This window comes from Shewanella halifaxensis HAW-EB4 (assembly GCF_000019185.1).
Classification (GTDB): domain Bacteria; phylum Pseudomonadota; class Gammaproteobacteria; order Enterobacterales; family Shewanellaceae; genus Shewanella; species Shewanella halifaxensis.
Genome location: NC_010334.1, coordinates 2,725,407 through 2,740,293, shown reverse-complemented (window position 1 = coordinate 2,740,293; position 14,887 = coordinate 2,725,407). Strand labels below are relative to the sequence as shown.

Annotated in this window: 8 protein-coding genes; 4 read left to right on the top strand and 4 right to left on the bottom strand. The window is 44.3% G+C overall.

Going from position 1 to position 14,887, the window contains the following annotated elements:
- Positions 1–49: 49 nt before the first annotated feature.
- Positions 50–1,687 carry an aminodeoxychorismate synthase component I gene (pabB, locus tag SHAL_RS11775; RefSeq protein ID WP_012277345.1) on the bottom strand — a complete coding sequence of 546 codons (1,638 nt, stop codon included), beginning with the start codon at positions 1,685–1,687 and terminating at the stop codon, positions 50–52.
- Between the two features lie 178 nt (positions 1,688–1,865).
- Here pabB and SHAL_RS11770 point away from each other — a divergent pair, with 178 nt between their 5' ends.
- Positions 1,866–3,386 carry a fumarate hydratase gene (locus SHAL_RS11770; RefSeq protein ID WP_012277344.1) on the top strand — a complete coding sequence of 507 codons (1,521 nt, stop codon included), beginning with the start codon at positions 1,866–1,868 and terminating at the stop codon, positions 3,384–3,386.
- Positions 3,387–3,575: 189 nt separating this feature from the next.
- Positions 3,576–5,627: a S9 family peptidase gene (locus SHAL_RS11765; protein ID WP_012277343.1), complete on the top strand. Its 2,052-nt coding sequence runs from the start codon at positions 3,576–3,578 to the stop codon at positions 5,625–5,627.
- Positions 5,628–5,793: 166 nt separating this feature from the next.
- Here SHAL_RS11765 and SHAL_RS23610 read toward each other — a convergent pair whose 3' ends face one another.
- Positions 5,794–6,375 (bottom strand): prepilin-type N-terminal cleavage/methylation domain-containing protein, encoded by a 582-nt coding sequence (locus SHAL_RS23610; RefSeq protein ID WP_012277342.1) that lies wholly within the window; start codon positions 6,373–6,375, stop codon positions 5,794–5,796.
- A gap of 472 nt (positions 6,376–6,847) precedes the next feature.
- Complete coding sequence (locus SHAL_RS11755; protein ID WP_012277341.1) at positions 6,848–8,431, bottom strand: isocitrate lyase; 1,584 nt, start codon at positions 8,429–8,431, stop codon at positions 6,848–6,850.
- 110 nt (positions 8,432–8,541) lie between these two features.
- Here SHAL_RS11755 and SHAL_RS11750 point away from each other — a divergent pair, with 110 nt between their 5' ends.
- Positions 8,542–9,486 carry a LysR family transcriptional regulator gene (locus SHAL_RS11750; protein ID WP_012277340.1) on the top strand — a complete coding sequence of 315 codons (945 nt, stop codon included), beginning with the start codon at positions 8,542–8,544 and terminating at the stop codon, positions 9,484–9,486.
- Positions 9,487–9,728: 242 nt separating this feature from the next.
- Complete coding sequence (locus SHAL_RS11745) at positions 9,729–11,903, top strand: malate synthase G (protein WP_012277339.1); 2,175 nt, start codon at positions 9,729–9,731, stop codon at positions 11,901–11,903.
- Between the two features lie 84 nt (positions 11,904–11,987).
- Here the strand turns inward: SHAL_RS11745 and adhE are convergent, their stop codons facing one another.
- On the bottom strand, positions 11,988–14,603 hold the full coding sequence (gene adhE, locus SHAL_RS11740) for a bifunctional acetaldehyde-CoA/alcohol dehydrogenase (protein WP_012277338.1): 2,616 nt from the start codon (positions 14,601–14,603) through the stop codon (positions 11,988–11,990).
- Between the last annotated feature and the right edge of the window lie 284 nt (positions 14,604–14,887).

Sequence of the window (14,887 nt, the reverse complement as noted above, 5' to 3'; positions counted from 1 at the left end):
CTTATCCTTTGCTATTAACCCCGTATAGGGCTGGTTGATATACGACTTATTAACGGTTTAGGTTAGAAAGAACGGGCAATATACGACTGATTTTATCAAAACTCTCCTGATACTCAGCATCGACCTTAGAATCGGCGACGATACCGCCTCCAGCCCAGCAATGTATGATGCCTTGCCTTCCGTTAAGGGGAGCTAGATGACTGGTTTCGTCTCTTTGGGCTACTAACGTGCGGATAGTAATGCTGGTATCCATAGTACCGTCTTGGCTTATATAGCCTATAGAGCCACAATAGAGGCTTCTTCTAGAGGGTTCAAGCTCTTCAATAATCGACATCGCTCGAATTTTTGGCGCGCCTGTTATTGAGCCCCCGGGGAAACATGCTCTCAATAGATCTGTAGGGTTTAGCTCTGGTTTAAGTTTCGCGGTAACCGTGCTGACCAGATGGTGCACCGCAGGAAAGCTTTCAACCTCAAATAGGTGAGGGACCGCAACACTGCCAGGCAGTGCTACTTTACCTATATCGTTTCGTAGCAGGTCGACAATCATGACATTCTCAGCCCGATCTTTCTCTGAAGCCTTTAGTTGAGCGGCAAGTTCACTATCACTATGTGGGTCAACACCTCTTGGCATAGTGCCTTTAATCGGCTTAGTTTGAATGTCGCCATTTTTATGCTGGATAAAACGCTCTGGCGAGATGGAGAGTAGCGCATGGCCCTCTAAGCGGATAAACGCTGAAAATGGTGCACCATTACTCTCTCGCAATGCTTTATAAGCTTGCCATTCGTTACCCGTATACGAGGCACTAAACCGTTGAGTTAGGTTAATTTGATAACAATCGCCACTGAGCAGATATGCTTGTACCTGTTCAAACTTGTCTTTATAAGCCTGTTCAGAAAGCTGATTACGCCATTGACCGTTAAGCCTAAAAGCACTATTCGCTATAGGGTTATCTTGTTGGTCTGTTTCTGAATTTTTAGAGGTATTTAACTTCTGAGTGTTTTCTAAGTTCAGAGAGTTCTCTACGTTCAGGGAGCTTTCAAGCGTCGAATTGACTTTAACCAACAGGCTAGGCTCGATAAGCTGATTTAGCCTCAGCTCAAGAGCCTCCAAAGCTTGTTGTGATTGATAGTGAACCAGTTGCCAGCTTTGGGTTTTATAGTCAAAAATTAGCGCCCAGTCGTAACAAGCAAGGTTCATCTCAGGCAGCGAAATATCGTTAGCCGCAATTTGGGGGAGCTTTTCAATGACTCGGCCAATATCGTAGCTAAAACTTCCCATAACGCCGCCACTAAAGATGAAGGGGCTGTATTTCTGTGTTGGGTAGTACTCTGCCAACAACTCATTTAAGAGATCAAAAGGATCGCGACTCGATACCGAATGTTTAGCGGCTTTTTCTGCGTACTCATTTTTTGGGTTATCTAAGTCGTTGTCAGCTGGTTGTTGATCGAACCTAAATAGCGGTTGTCTGTCAGTTGAGCGTGTAATAGTGGTTGATTGGCCATGGTTTACTATAGTGGCTACAGGCTCGGCACAGATCACATCGAATTTAGCATCTATGTGAGCAGCATTGGCAGAATCGAGCAAAACTGACCAAGGCAAGGCTGAAAAATGCTCAAATAATTCTGTTGTGCTTAAATTCCAATCAAGACGCTTTGTAAAAACTGCATTTTGCGTCAATTTGTTCATCTGTTAACCCTATCTAAAATGTGATGTTTAACTCAAACTCGCGAAAGAGTATCATATTGCTTACACAAGTAATAAAAACAAAACACGTGAGCTTTAATGGCGACTGAAGTCATTTGCACTTGCAAGTACGAGTGTGGTTTCAGCCGATTAATAAGTGTCTGCTAAAAAGGAAGTGTCTGTGAGCAAAGAAGTCCCTGTAATCAAGCAAGCCGATCTCATTGAAAGCGTTGCTGATGCCCTACAATATATCTCTTATTATCACCCGAAAGACTTTGTAGATTCTATGGCCGAGGCCTATGAGCGAGAACAAAGCGCTGCCGCCAAGGACGCGATTGCACAAATTCTTATCAATTCTCGCATGTCTGCAGAAGGTAAACGTCCACTTTGCCAAGATACGGGTATTGTCACCTGCTTTGTAAAAATCGGCATGGGTGTTCAATGGGATAAGACAGATTTAACCGTTCAAGAGATGGTAGATGAAGGCGTACGCCGTGCTTATACCAATCCCGATAACCCGCTGCGCGCATCGATTGTTGCCGATCCTGCTGGTGGCCGAAAGAACACCAAAGACAATACACCGTCAGTTGTGCATGTTGAAATGGTTCCGGGTAACCATGTTGATGTCGCTATTGCAGCAAAAGGTGGGGGATCTGAGAACAAGTCTAAAATGGCTATGCTTAATCCATCTGATGATATCGCAGCTTGGGTAGAGAAAACACTCCCTACAATGGGCGCCGGATGGTGTCCACCGGGTATGCTTGGCATAGGTATCGGTGGTACCGCAGAAAAAGCGGCGGTTATGGCTAAAGAGTCATTAATGGATCCAGTTGATATCCATGAGTTACAAGCTCGCGGCGCCAAAACAACCGATGAAAAGCTACGTCTAGATATTTTTGATCGCTGCAACAAGCTAGGTATTGGCGCGCAAGGTCTAGGCGGTGTGACCACTGTTTTAGATATTAAAATTAAATCCGCTCCAACCCACGCGGCCTCAAAGCCTGTTGTGATGATCCCTAATTGCGCAGCGACTCGTCATGTGCATTTTCACCTCGATGGCACAGGTCCTGCTGAACTCACTCCACCATCACTTGAAGATTGGCCTGACATTACCTGGGAAGTGGGTGAGAGCGTTCGCCGTGTTGATTTAAACACAGTGACTCAAACTGAGATGGAGCAGTGGAAGAGTGGTGATACTTTATTACTAAACGGCAAGATGCTCACCGGTCGTGACGCCGCGCATAAACGTATTCAAAGCTTAATTGAAAGCGGTGAAGGCTTGCCTGAAGGAGTGGATTTTAAAGGTAAGTTTATCTATTACGTTGGTCCTGTCGATCCTGTCGGTGATGAGGTTGTAGGTCCGGCTGGCCCAACGACAGCAACGCGCATGGACAAGTTCACTGATTTGATGCTTGATAAAACAGGCCTGATGGGCATGATTGGTAAAGCCGAGCGTGGTCCTGCAACGGTTGAGTCAATTAAGAAGCATAAATCATGTTACCTAATGGCCGTAGGCGGCGCAGCGTATCTCGTCTCTAAGGCAATTAAAAAGTCTCGTGTTGTCGCCTTCGAAGATTTAGGTATGGAGGCAATCTATGAGTTTGATGTTAAAGATATGCCAGTCACGGTAGCGGTAGATTCTGAAGGCGTCAATGCACATGAAACTGGGCCTGCTATTTGGAAGGTTAAGTTAGAAGGCTAATGTTTGAGTGAAAGTGCAAACTTAGTCTAAAGCAACGGATTAGAACAATGGCTTAGGCGTATTGCTTAAGCCATTTATTTTGGCTACTGTGTCGGGTCTCTAACAAAGCATACAGGCTAGTTTTAGTCGATAATATCAATCACAAATTGAACACTTACATCTTTTAACTATAAGAATAAGATCATAACGATGAAAAAAACTGCAATCATAATGGCGCTAGCGTCTGCAGGCGCGGTATTTAGCGCTCAAGCCACATCACCAACCCCTTTTACAGTTCAACAACTGGTTAAAATTAATAAGCTGCATTCAGCTGCGCTGTCTAATGACGGCACTAAAATCGTTTATGCTGTGAAAAATATTGACGCAGAAGGGGAGGCAAGCACAGACCTCTATATTCAAGACTTATCGTCAAGTTCATCACAAGCAAAGCAGCTCACCAGTGCTGCGGGTACAGAGCACAGTGTTGTATTTGGTCCTAATGATAACAGCATCTATTTTCTAGCGGCTCGTGATGGCTCAAGCCAAGTGTATAAACTGGCCCTCGATGGTGGCGAAGCGATTCAGGTTACCGACTTTCCGCTAGATGTTGAAGGCTTTAAGTTATCGCAAGACGGCAAACAGGTCGTTGTAAACATGCGTGTATTCCCTGAATGTACAGACTTAGCGTGTTCTAAAGATAGGTTTGCAGCAGAAGCTGAACGCGATACTACCGGTCGTGAATATAAACAGTTGATGGTTCGTCATTGGGATACATGGAGCGACCACTCAAGAAGTCATCTATTTGTTGCCCAGTTAAATGGGAATAAAGTGTCTAATGCGGTTGATGTCACTGCAGGCCTTGATACTGAAACACCACCTAAGCCATTCTCTGGCATGGAAGAGGTCACGTTCACTCCAGATGGCAAGCACGTGGTTTATACCGCTAAAGCGCCCGGTAAAGATCAAGCGTGGATCACTAACTACGATTTATGGAAAGTGAGTGTGGCTGGTGGCACGGCAGAAAACTTAACCGAGTCGAATAAAGCGTGGGATGCACACCCAACGTATTCAACGGATGGTCGCTATTTAGCATATTTCGCTATGACAAAACCGGGTTTTGAAGCTGACCGTTACCGCATCATGCTGCGTGACACAGTAACTGGCCAAGAAAAAGAGGTTGCACCACTGTGGGATCGCAGCCCAAGCTCTTTAGCTTTCGGTAAAGATAACAAAACCCTGTATGTGACAGCACAAGATCTTGGTCAGGTGTCAATCTTTGAAGTCAACACCCAGTTTGGTGATGTTAAAACTATCTACAATGAAGGTAGTAACAACATTGTCGGCATTAATAACGACAAGATTATTTTTAGTAACAAGACATTAGTAGAGCCGGGCGACCTATATTCTATTAACTTAGATGGCCAAAACTTAAATCGTCTAACTGAAGTGAACAAAGACAAGTTAGCTGAGATCAAGTTTGGTGAATACCAACAGTTCAGCTTTAAAGGTTGGAACAACGAAGAGGTTTACGGATACTGGATTAAGCCGTCTAACTACAAGGCGGGTGAAAAATATCCGATCGCTTTCTTAGTCCACGGTGGTCCGCAAGGTTCATTTGGTAACTCGTTCAGCAGTCGTTGGAATGCACAGTTGTGGGCCGGTGCTGGTTATGGGGTCGTGATGATCGATTTCCACGGCTCAACGGGCTACGGTCAGGAATTTACCGATTCAATCACTCAAGATTGGGGAGGCAAGCCTCTTGAAGATCTGCAAAAAGGTTTAGCCGCTGTGACTAAGCAGCAAAAATGGTTAGACGGCGACCGTGCCTGTGCGCTTGGTGGTTCATATGGCGGTTATATGATGAACTGGATCCAAGGTAACTGGAATGACGGCTTTAAGTGTCTGGTAAACCACGCTGGTTTGTTTGATATGCGTTCTATGTATTACGTTACCGAAGAGCTATGGTTCCCTGAGTTCGAGTTTGGTGGTACCTACGACAAAAACAAAGAGCTGTATGAGAAGTTTAACCCTGTTAACTATGTAGAGAACTGGAAGACACCAATGCTAGTGATCCACGGTGAAAAAGACTTCCGTGTGCCATATGGTCAGGGACTCGCGGCGTTTACCTATATGCAGCGTAACGGTATTCCATCAGAGTTATTGATCTATCCTGATGAGAATCACTGGATTTTGAACCCTGATAATCTAGAGCAGTGGTATGCCAATGTATTGGGTTGGATGGATCGCTGGACAGAAAAATAAGTAAACCGTTGTAGCGTCAGTAATAACAAAAAGCCAGAATATCATTCTGGCTTTTTGCTTATACAGATTGATATTCTCAAAGACAGGTAACGGACGATAAAGGGTGAGTTAGCTAAACAGTCATTTTATCTAGCTCACGAGCGCTTCTAGCTGTCTCTAACGTTATCTAGCAGTCTTTATCATAAACTCGAACGCTATAGTCCCGTATGGCGGTTGGCGAGCTATATTCTACATGGCATTCAAATTTGCCAGTGTTAATATCAGTGAGTTTATCTTGCCACTTGATGGGAACGATAGCCGTTGCCGATACGTGTCTTGGTACACTGGTGAAAACAAACTCCGATTCAGGCAAGCCAAAGGCGCTGCGGTAGTTTTGGTTCACGACGTCGCTAGAGGACAATGGTGGTAAAGGATAGCCCAAACTGACATAGAGCCGAGTGCCAGAGACATCGACAAAATATTCCCCCACCAATACGTCCCAGTTTTCATGACCGCCACATTGGTAAGTACAACCCTTAAGTTGTTCAATATTATCTATAGCGCTTTTACTATAAACCAATTGATTTTGACCGCTCAGATCGGTAGCAAGATTATCTAGCTGTGCCACTTGAGCATCACGGTTAAAGTTAACAAATTTGCTTGCGGCAACAACGGCAATAATACCCAAAATAACGATGACGACGACTAATTCTATTAAGGTAAAACCGGAAGACTTTTTGGGAAAGATATGTTTTCGTGTCAGTAGCATTACTTTGGCTCTTTATTTACAAAGCGCGAAAGGTTATCGATCAATCCAGTGCCTAACAAGGCATTGGTGATACATTGTGATACAAGATTGCTGAAGTGTTAATGTGATCACGTTTATCGTTAAAAGTTCATGGTTAATAGTTTTTCGTTATGAATAGCGAAGTGAACTTGCGTTCAGTTCAGCAAGTATCGAGAGGAGTTTCTATGATGACGAAGAGGTTGTTAACGATTAGCAGTGAATAAATTTGTTGGTAAATGTGTTTTTAAACGTACATTAATGATTTATGTAGTAATAACAATTAATTAGAGCTCTAAATAATTGACTTATCAATCAAGTAATAGCTTGGTGAGCGTAGGTAGTGATAATTGTGGACTACTCGATATAAAAAAGCCTGCTCTTTAGCAGGCCTTTCATAATTAGCTCATTATTAACAATCTAGTCCACTTCAAAAACCGATTGCCATAATGACGACTTAGCTAAATTGGTTCATGGTGTTGTCTTTACCCGATGCCTTCAGTGCTTGGTCACCAGAGAAGTACTCTTTGTGATCATCACCCATATCAGATCCAGCCATGTTTTGGTGCTTAACACAGGCGATACCTTGACGGATCTCCTTACGCTGAACGTTAGCCACATAACCAAGCATTCCTTGGTCGCCAAAATACTCTTTCGCTAAGTTATCTGTTGAAAGCGCAGCGGTGTGGTAAGTCGGTAGGGTAATCAAGTGGTGGAAAATACCCGCTTCACGAGCAGCATCGGCTTGGAAGGTACGGATCTTTTCATCAGCTTGAATAGCAAGTTCTGTTGCATCGTATTCAATGGCCATTAACTTCTCGCGCTCATATGCCGAAACATCTTGGCCTGCTTCAACCATTGTATCGAATACCTGCTGGCGGAAGTTTAGTGTCCAGTTAAACGAAGGTGAGTTGTTATAGACGAGTTTTGCATTGGGAACGGTTTCACGGATCTTATTAACCATTGCACCGATTTGGGCTACGTGAGGCTTCTCTGTTTCAATCCAAAGCAGGTCGGCACCATTTTGTAGCGAGGTAATACAATCAAGCACACAGCGCTCTTCACCGGTCCCTGCGCGGAACTTAAATAATCCGTTAGGAAGGCGTGCTGGTTTAACAAGTTCGCCATTTTGCTGGAATACCACATCACCGTTAGCAAGCTTGGCAGCATCAACCGCTTCAACTTCTAGGAAAGAGTTGTACTTGTCTCCTAAATCTCCCGCCTCGCTGGTTACTGCAATCTTCTGGGTTAGGCCAGCACCTAGTGAGTCGGTACGAGCAACGATAACGCCATCATCGATCCCTAACTCTAAGAATGCATAACGAACGGCATTAATTTTAGCGAGAAACTCAACATGAGGAACTGTCACCTTGCCATCTTGGTGACCACATTGCTTAACATCAGATACTTGGTTTTCTAACTGAATACAGCAGGCACCCGCTTCAATCATCTGCTTTGCCATCAGGTAGGTGGCTTCTTCATTACCAAAACCCGCATCGATATCGGCAATGATAGGGACAACATGAGTTTCAAAATTATCAATTTTAGCTTGAATTACCGCTTTATCACTTGGGTTAGCAGCGTCTAACTGACGGAATAGGCCACCTAGCTCACGAGCATCGGCTTGACGAAGGAAAGTGTATAGCTCTTTGATTAACGATGCGACAGAGGTCTTTTCGTGCATAGATTGATCTGGCAATGGACCAAACTCACTACGAAGCGCCGCAACCATCCAGCCAGAAAGGTAAAGATAACGACGCTTTGTGGTCAGTAGATGCTTTTTAATCGAGATCATCTTCTGCTGACCAATAAAGCCATGCCAACAACCTAACGACTGAGTGTACTGCGATGAGTCCTTGTCGTAGTTATCCATGTCTTCACGCATAATTTTGGCGGTGTATTTCGCAATATCTAATCCGGTTTTGAAACGATTTTGTAGACGCATACGGGCTACAGACTCAGGGTTAATTGCATTCCATGCACTACCTTCAGCATTAATCAAGGTAGCAGCTTCATCGATGTTTGATCTGTAATTTGTCATGTGTCTATTCCTTTAACAATATGATTAGCGGCGATTGATTACGTTGAAAATATTAGTAGGATTTGTTTAAATAAGTCTAATTGATAGTTTCTATATCCGGTATTTACCTTATGAATATATCTCGTATCGACTTGAATTTATTGGTTTATCTTGATGTGCTGTTACGTGAGCAGAATGTTACAAAGGCTGCGGTTCAGCTTGGGATCAGCCAACCTGCAATGAGTAATGGCTTGAAACGTTTGAGGACACTATTTGACGATCCGCTGTTGATAAGAACGAGTCAGGGGATGACGCCGACCGAACGAGCACGGGAGTTACAGCCTACAATTAGCGAGTTAATTATTGGCTTAGAAAAAGCGGTTCAACCACGAGCCAAGTTTAATGCCGGTGAGAGTGAGCAAGTATTTCGAGTGATGGCCAGTGATTACGCCGAAGCCACCCTTATCCCGCCACTCATCGCTAGGCTTAGAACCGAAGCGCCAAATGTTATCTTAGATATTATGACTCCAAGTGACGTGAGTTTCACCGATGTTGAACAGGGGCGAGTCGATATGGTTATTAATCGGTTTGACAGTATTCCTCAGTCATTTCATCAAAAAGTACTTTGGAGTGATGACTTTAGTTGTTTGATTAGCAAGACTAACTCCGTTCTTGAAAAGTTTTCACTAGATAGTTACTTAAGGGCTAACCATGTCTGGGTCAGTAAAACGGGTATGGGAGTTGGGGTCGGAATGGATCCGGGCGATGTACAGAGACTTGGTTGGGTTGATGAAGCTTTAACACGAATAGGTGTGCAAAGACGGATCACTGTATTTACTCGGCACTACCAAGCAGCCTGTTTGTTGGCGGAGCAACAAGATTTGATCGCAACAATACCAAGCAAGATGGCAAGGCAGCATGAAAACAATGAACGTGTTTGCATCGTGCCGCCGCCGTTTATTATCCAACCTATTGCGCTTACGATGGCCTGGAGTCCACTTCTACAGCACAATCCAGCCCATAAGTGGATGCGTCAGCTTATCACTCAAACAGCTGATAGTTTCGGACGTAATTAAAGTGGTTATACCAATCACTTTAAATATTTGATCGCTCTTAGTGAGCTGTATTAGTGTCTTTATTTCAATTTTGATGATTTTTACACCAAAATGGTCGAGTTAAATTAGTTTGGTGAATACTGGTAATAAAGGGTATAGATTTCAAAAATGAGCAGCGCTTGGTATAGGCTAGTTTATATCAATAAGTCCCATTGTTGAAAATGGATAACTCAAAGCTAAAACGGATAGATAAAGGGCATATTATGACTACAAGGATTCGAGTAGGTGGTTTACAAATAGAAAAATCACTTTGGGAGTTGGTAGACAGTGAGATTTGTCCAGGTACAGGCATAAGCTCGCAGATCTTCTGGACAAAGTTTGAAGGGATAGTCGATGAACTCGGTCCAGTCAATCGACAGCTTTTGCAAAAACGTGAGCAACTGCAACAACAGATAGATGAGTGGCATAAAGGAAATGCGCAGCACGCTTTTGACTTGAGTGAATATAAACAATTCCTAACGGATATAGGTTATCTTGTTGAAGAGGGTAAACCTTTTACTATCAGCACTGAAAATATTGATAGCGAGATCAGCATTCAAGCAGGTCCACAGCTCGTCGTGCCCGTTAAAAATGCGCGCTTTGCGTTAAATGCAGCCAACGCCCGTTGGGGCAGCCTATACGATGCTCTTTATGGTACGGATGCTATCCCACAGAGCGAAGGGGCTGAGCTAACAAAGGGTTATAATCCTGTGCGCGGTGCAAAGGTCATAGCCTTTGCTAAGTCACACCTTGATAACGCAGCTCCTTTAGCATTAGGTTCTCACAGTCTTGTTACTCAGTATTTTATTGAAAATGGTTGCCTTCAGGCCAAACTCAAAAATGGCTCGCAAACGCAGCTTATTCACCCAGAACGCTTTGCCGGTTTTCAAGGGAGTGAACAAAACCCAACGGCTGTTCTCATTGTTAATAACGGGCTGCATATTGAGATCCAAATTGACTCTAGTCACCAGGTGGGTAAGACAGATTTAGCTGGAGTAAAAGATCTATTAGTAGAGGCGGCCGTCACGACTATTATGGATTGTGAAGACTCAGTTGCAGCGGTAGATGCCGAAGATAAGGTAGAAATATACCGTAACTGGCTTGGATTAATGCAAGGAAATTTGACTACAACGCTTAATAAAAATGGTAAAGCTATCGTACGTGAGCTAAATGATGACAGAGTTTATACCTCCGCCAATGGCCAGAGCATTAAACTCCCTGGTCGTAGCCTGCTGTTTGTGCGCAATGTCGGTCATTTGATGACGATTGATGCTGTGCTGGATAAAAACGGTGATGAGGTGCCTGAAGGATTTTTAGATGGCATGGTGACAGTACTTGCAGCAAAGCATGATCTTCAAGGTAATAACAGCCAGCGAAGTAATAGCCGTAAAGGTTCGGTGAATATCGTAAAACCGAAATTGCATGGTCCAGAAGAAGTCCAGTTTACATGTGATCTGTTCACGCGAATTGAGGATGCCCTTAAGCTATCTCGAAATACGATTAAAGTCGGGATCATGGATGAAGAGCGACGCACAACTGTCAACCTTAAAGAGTGTATTCGCGCAGCGTCAGAGAGAGTCGTCTTTATCAATACTGGCTTTTTAGATAGAACCGGTGATGAAATTCATACTTCGATGCTTGCTGGGCCATTTGTGGCTAAATCAGTCATGAAGCAGCAAGCTTGGATTAAAGCCTATGAAGATTGGAATGTCGATATCGGACTCGAATGTGGCTTACAAGGTCGCTCGCAGATAGGTAAAGGCATGTGGCCTATGCCTGATGAAATGGCGGCGATGCTTGAGCAGAAAATTAGCCACCCCAAAGCTGGGGCTAACACCGCTTGGGTTCCATCCCCTAATGGAGCGGTATTGCACTCCACTCACTACCATCAGGTAAATGTTAGCGACGTGCAAAATCAGCTTAAGTTGCGAAAGCGTGCAAGTTTAGATGATCTGCTTACAATTCCTTTGATGGCGCAGGGCACTGAACTGACCCAAGAGCAAAAGCAATTTGAGTTAGATAACAATGCTCAAGGCATTCTAGGCTATGTTGTACGCTGGGTTGATCAAGGCGTAGGCTGCTCTAAAGTACCGGATATCAATAACGTTGGCTTGATGGAGGATAGGGCCACCTTGCGTATTTCATCTCAATATTTGGCTAATTGGTTAGCGCATGGGGTGTGTAGCGAGCAGGACGTTATGGCATCGCTTAAGAAGATGGCACGAGTTGTTGATAAGCAAAATGCTACCGATCCTGAGTATATCAATATGGCACCAAATTTTGACGGTATCGCCTTTAAAGCGGCTTGTGATCTTATTTTCAAGGGAGAGTTGCAGCCATCGGGTTATACGGAGCCCTTACTGCATGCATATCGAAAACGAGCCAAGCTTCAGTCTTAGTCGCTTTATGTGTTACGGGTGATAGTAATAGGCACAGCAAAAAGCCCTAACCGAAGGCTAGGGCTTTTTAATGACTAAAATGGTTTACTGATCGCGATAGCTTTCTCCATAGTAGCTGGCTAAAAGGATCTGTTTTATCTCTGCAATTAATGGGTATCTAGGATTGGCGCCTGTACACTGATCATCAAAGGCATCTTCTGCTAACTCATCGAGTTTTGCGAGGAAATCGGCTTCGTTGACGCCTGCGGCTTGAATCGAGCGTGGAATGCCAATCGTCTCTTTGAGTTCATCAATTTTTTTAAGCAGTGTCTCGACTTTTTCCGCATCAGTTTTGCCTTCGCCTATGGCGCCTTCCAGTTTTAAATATTCAGCAATCTTTGCATATCGACAAAGTGCTTTCGGTCTATCGTATTGGCTAAATGCCGCCTGTTTAGTGGGCATATCGGTTGCGTTAAAACGGATCACATTGCTGATAAGTAACGCATTCGCTAAACCATGGGCTAAATGGAACTCTGCACCCAGTTTGTGAGCCATAGAGTGGCAAATACCCAAGAAAGCATTGGCAAAAGCGATGCCTGCAATGGTTGCACCGTTATGTACTTTTTCACGAGCCACTGGCGCATTGGCGCCATGTTCGTAGGCGTCTGGAAGATGCTTAAACAGTAAGTCTAGTGCTTGTAATGCTTGGCCATCGCTATATTCGTTGGCCATTACGCTCACATAAGCTTCTAATGCATGGGTCACAGCGTCTATGCCACCAAAGGCTGTGAGTGACTTTGGCATGTTCATGACTAAATTAGGGTCAACAATCGCCATGTTTGGCGTTAGCTCATAATCGGCAATGGGGTACTTCATACCCGTTTGTTCATCGGTAACGACTGCAAATGGAGTCACTTCTGAGCCAGTACCAGATGTGGTTGGTATCGCGACCATCTTGGCTTTTCTACCCAGTTTTGGGAATTTATAGATACGTTTTCTGATATCCATAAAGCGTAGCGCTAAATCGGCGAAATCGACATCAGGATGTTCATACATCACCCAGATGATCTTGGCGGCGTCCATTGGCGAGCCGCCGCCTAAGGCGATAATAACGTCAGGTTGGAAGCTTTGCGCAACTTTGGCACCTTGCTTGACGATTTGCATCGTTGGGTCGGCTTCTACTTCATAGAAAACTTCGGTTTCAAGACCTTGGCTCTTTAAGATCTTGATGGTTTCATCGCAGTAACCATTATTAAATAGATACTTGTCAGTCACGATAAGCGCACGCTTCTTATCGCTGAGCTCCTCTAGTGCGATAGGTAAGCTACCACGACGGAAATAAATTGAAGAGGGAAGTTTGTGCCACAACATATTTTCAGCTCTCTTAGCGACCATTTTCTTATTGATCAAATGGCTCGGACCGACATTTTCTGAAATGGAGTTGCCACCCCAAGAGCCACAACCTAAGGTTAGCGACGGAGCGAGCTTGAAGTTATAGAGATCGCCAATCCCGCCCTGTGAAGCCGGAGTGTTAATGAGAATACGCGCGGTCTTCATTCGAAAGCCGAAGGCTTTAACTCTTTCAATTTGAGTATCCTGATCCGTATACAGCCCCGATGTATGTCCAATACCACCCAGCGTGACTAGGGCTTCAGCTTTATCTACAGCATCGTCAAAATCGGCTGCGCGGTACATAGCCAGCAACGGTGAGAGTTTTTCATGGGCGAAGGCTTCGGCTTCATCAATATCGGACACCTCACCGATCAGCACTTTAGTTGTGTGGTGTACCTCTATTCCGGCCATCTTGGCAATGCTTGCGGCGCTTTGACCGACGATATCGGCATTAAGCCCGCCATTTTTTAAAATAACATTTTGCATTGCAGCAGTTTCGTCAGGGCTTAAAATGTAGCCGCCGTGGCTTGCAAAACGCGCTTTAACCGCCTCGTAAACCTCATCTACGATAACAACAGCTTGTTCAGATGCACAGACAACGCCGTTATCGAAGGTTTTTGACATCAATATAGAGCTAACGGCGCGTTTTATATCTGCGCTTTCATCAATAACAATTGGTGTATTACCTGCGCCGACGCCAATAGCTGGTTTACCTGAAGAGTAGGCGGCTTTTACCATTCCCGGCCCGCCAGTAGCAAGAATGAGATTAATATCTTTGTGGGTCATTAATTGATTGGATAATGCGACTGATGGCTCATCTATCCAGCCAATAATGTCTTTTGGGGCTCCTGCAGCAACGGCTGCTTCCAATACGATACGAGCGGCAGTTGTCGTCGACTCTTTAGCTCTTGGGTGGGGGGAGAAAATAATACCGTTTCGAGTCTTAAGGCTAATCAGAGCCTTAAAGATTGCTGTAGATGTAGGGTTAGTGGTTGGCACTATGCCACAGATAATGCCGACAGGCTCGGCGATGGTGATGGTTCCAAATGTGGGATCTTCAGATAGGATCCCGCAGGTTTTTTCATCTTTATATTTGTTGTAGATATATTCTGAGGCAAAGTGATTTTTAATCACCTTATCTTCGATGACGCCCATTTTAGTTTCATTGGCGGCCATCTTAGCAAGTGAGATCCGCGCATCGGCAGCGGCGAGGGCTGCGGCTCTGAAAATCTTATCGACTTGTTCCTGAGAGTAGTTAGCGAACGTCTGTTGCGCCGTTCGCACTCTGTCTACTAGGAGATTGAGTTCTTGCTCATTTGATACTGTCATAATCGCAATCCTGAAAAAATTTAGCCAAACGGTATTTGGCTAAACATTCTCCGGTGCTCTAAAATCCATTTGATGAAGAAAAATTACACGCAAAGGCGAGGCTATGCCGTGATGAATGCCACAGTTTAGTGGTAATCTGTAATTTTATAACCAATTTTACAATATCTTGTGGTGGTTTTAGGTCTGTACTCTGAGCAGCCGATTAAAAAATTTTATTCAAAGTTGTGATTTGGGATAGAAAATCTCATTTTTTGTTTTTAAGGCCATGAGTTAGAGTAGCGCCA

Excerpts from the sequence above, each read along its gene's own strand:
- pabB (WP_012277345.1), bottom strand. The coding sequence starts at position 1,687 with ATGAACAAATTGACGCAAAATGCAGTTTTTACAAAGCGTCTTGATTGG.
- SHAL_RS11765 (WP_012277343.1), top strand. The coding sequence starts at position 3,576 with ATGAAAAAAACTGCAATCATAATGGCGCTAGCGTCTGCAGGCGCGGTA.
- SHAL_RS23610 (WP_012277342.1), bottom strand. The coding sequence starts at position 6,375 with ATGCTACTGACACGAAAACATATCTTTCCCAAAAAGTCTTCCGGTTTT.
- SHAL_RS11755 (WP_012277341.1), bottom strand. The coding sequence starts at position 8,431 with ATGACAAATTACAGATCAAACATCGATGAAGCTGCTACCTTGATTAAT.
- SHAL_RS11750 (WP_012277340.1), top strand. The coding sequence starts at position 8,542 with ATGAATATATCTCGTATCGACTTGAATTTATTGGTTTATCTTGATGTG.
- SHAL_RS11745 (WP_012277339.1), top strand. The coding sequence starts at position 9,729 with ATGACTACAAGGATTCGAGTAGGTGGTTTACAAATAGAAAAATCACTT.
- adhE (WP_012277338.1), bottom strand. The coding sequence starts at position 14,603 with ATGACAGTATCAAATGAGCAAGAACTCAATCTCCTAGTAGACAGAGTG.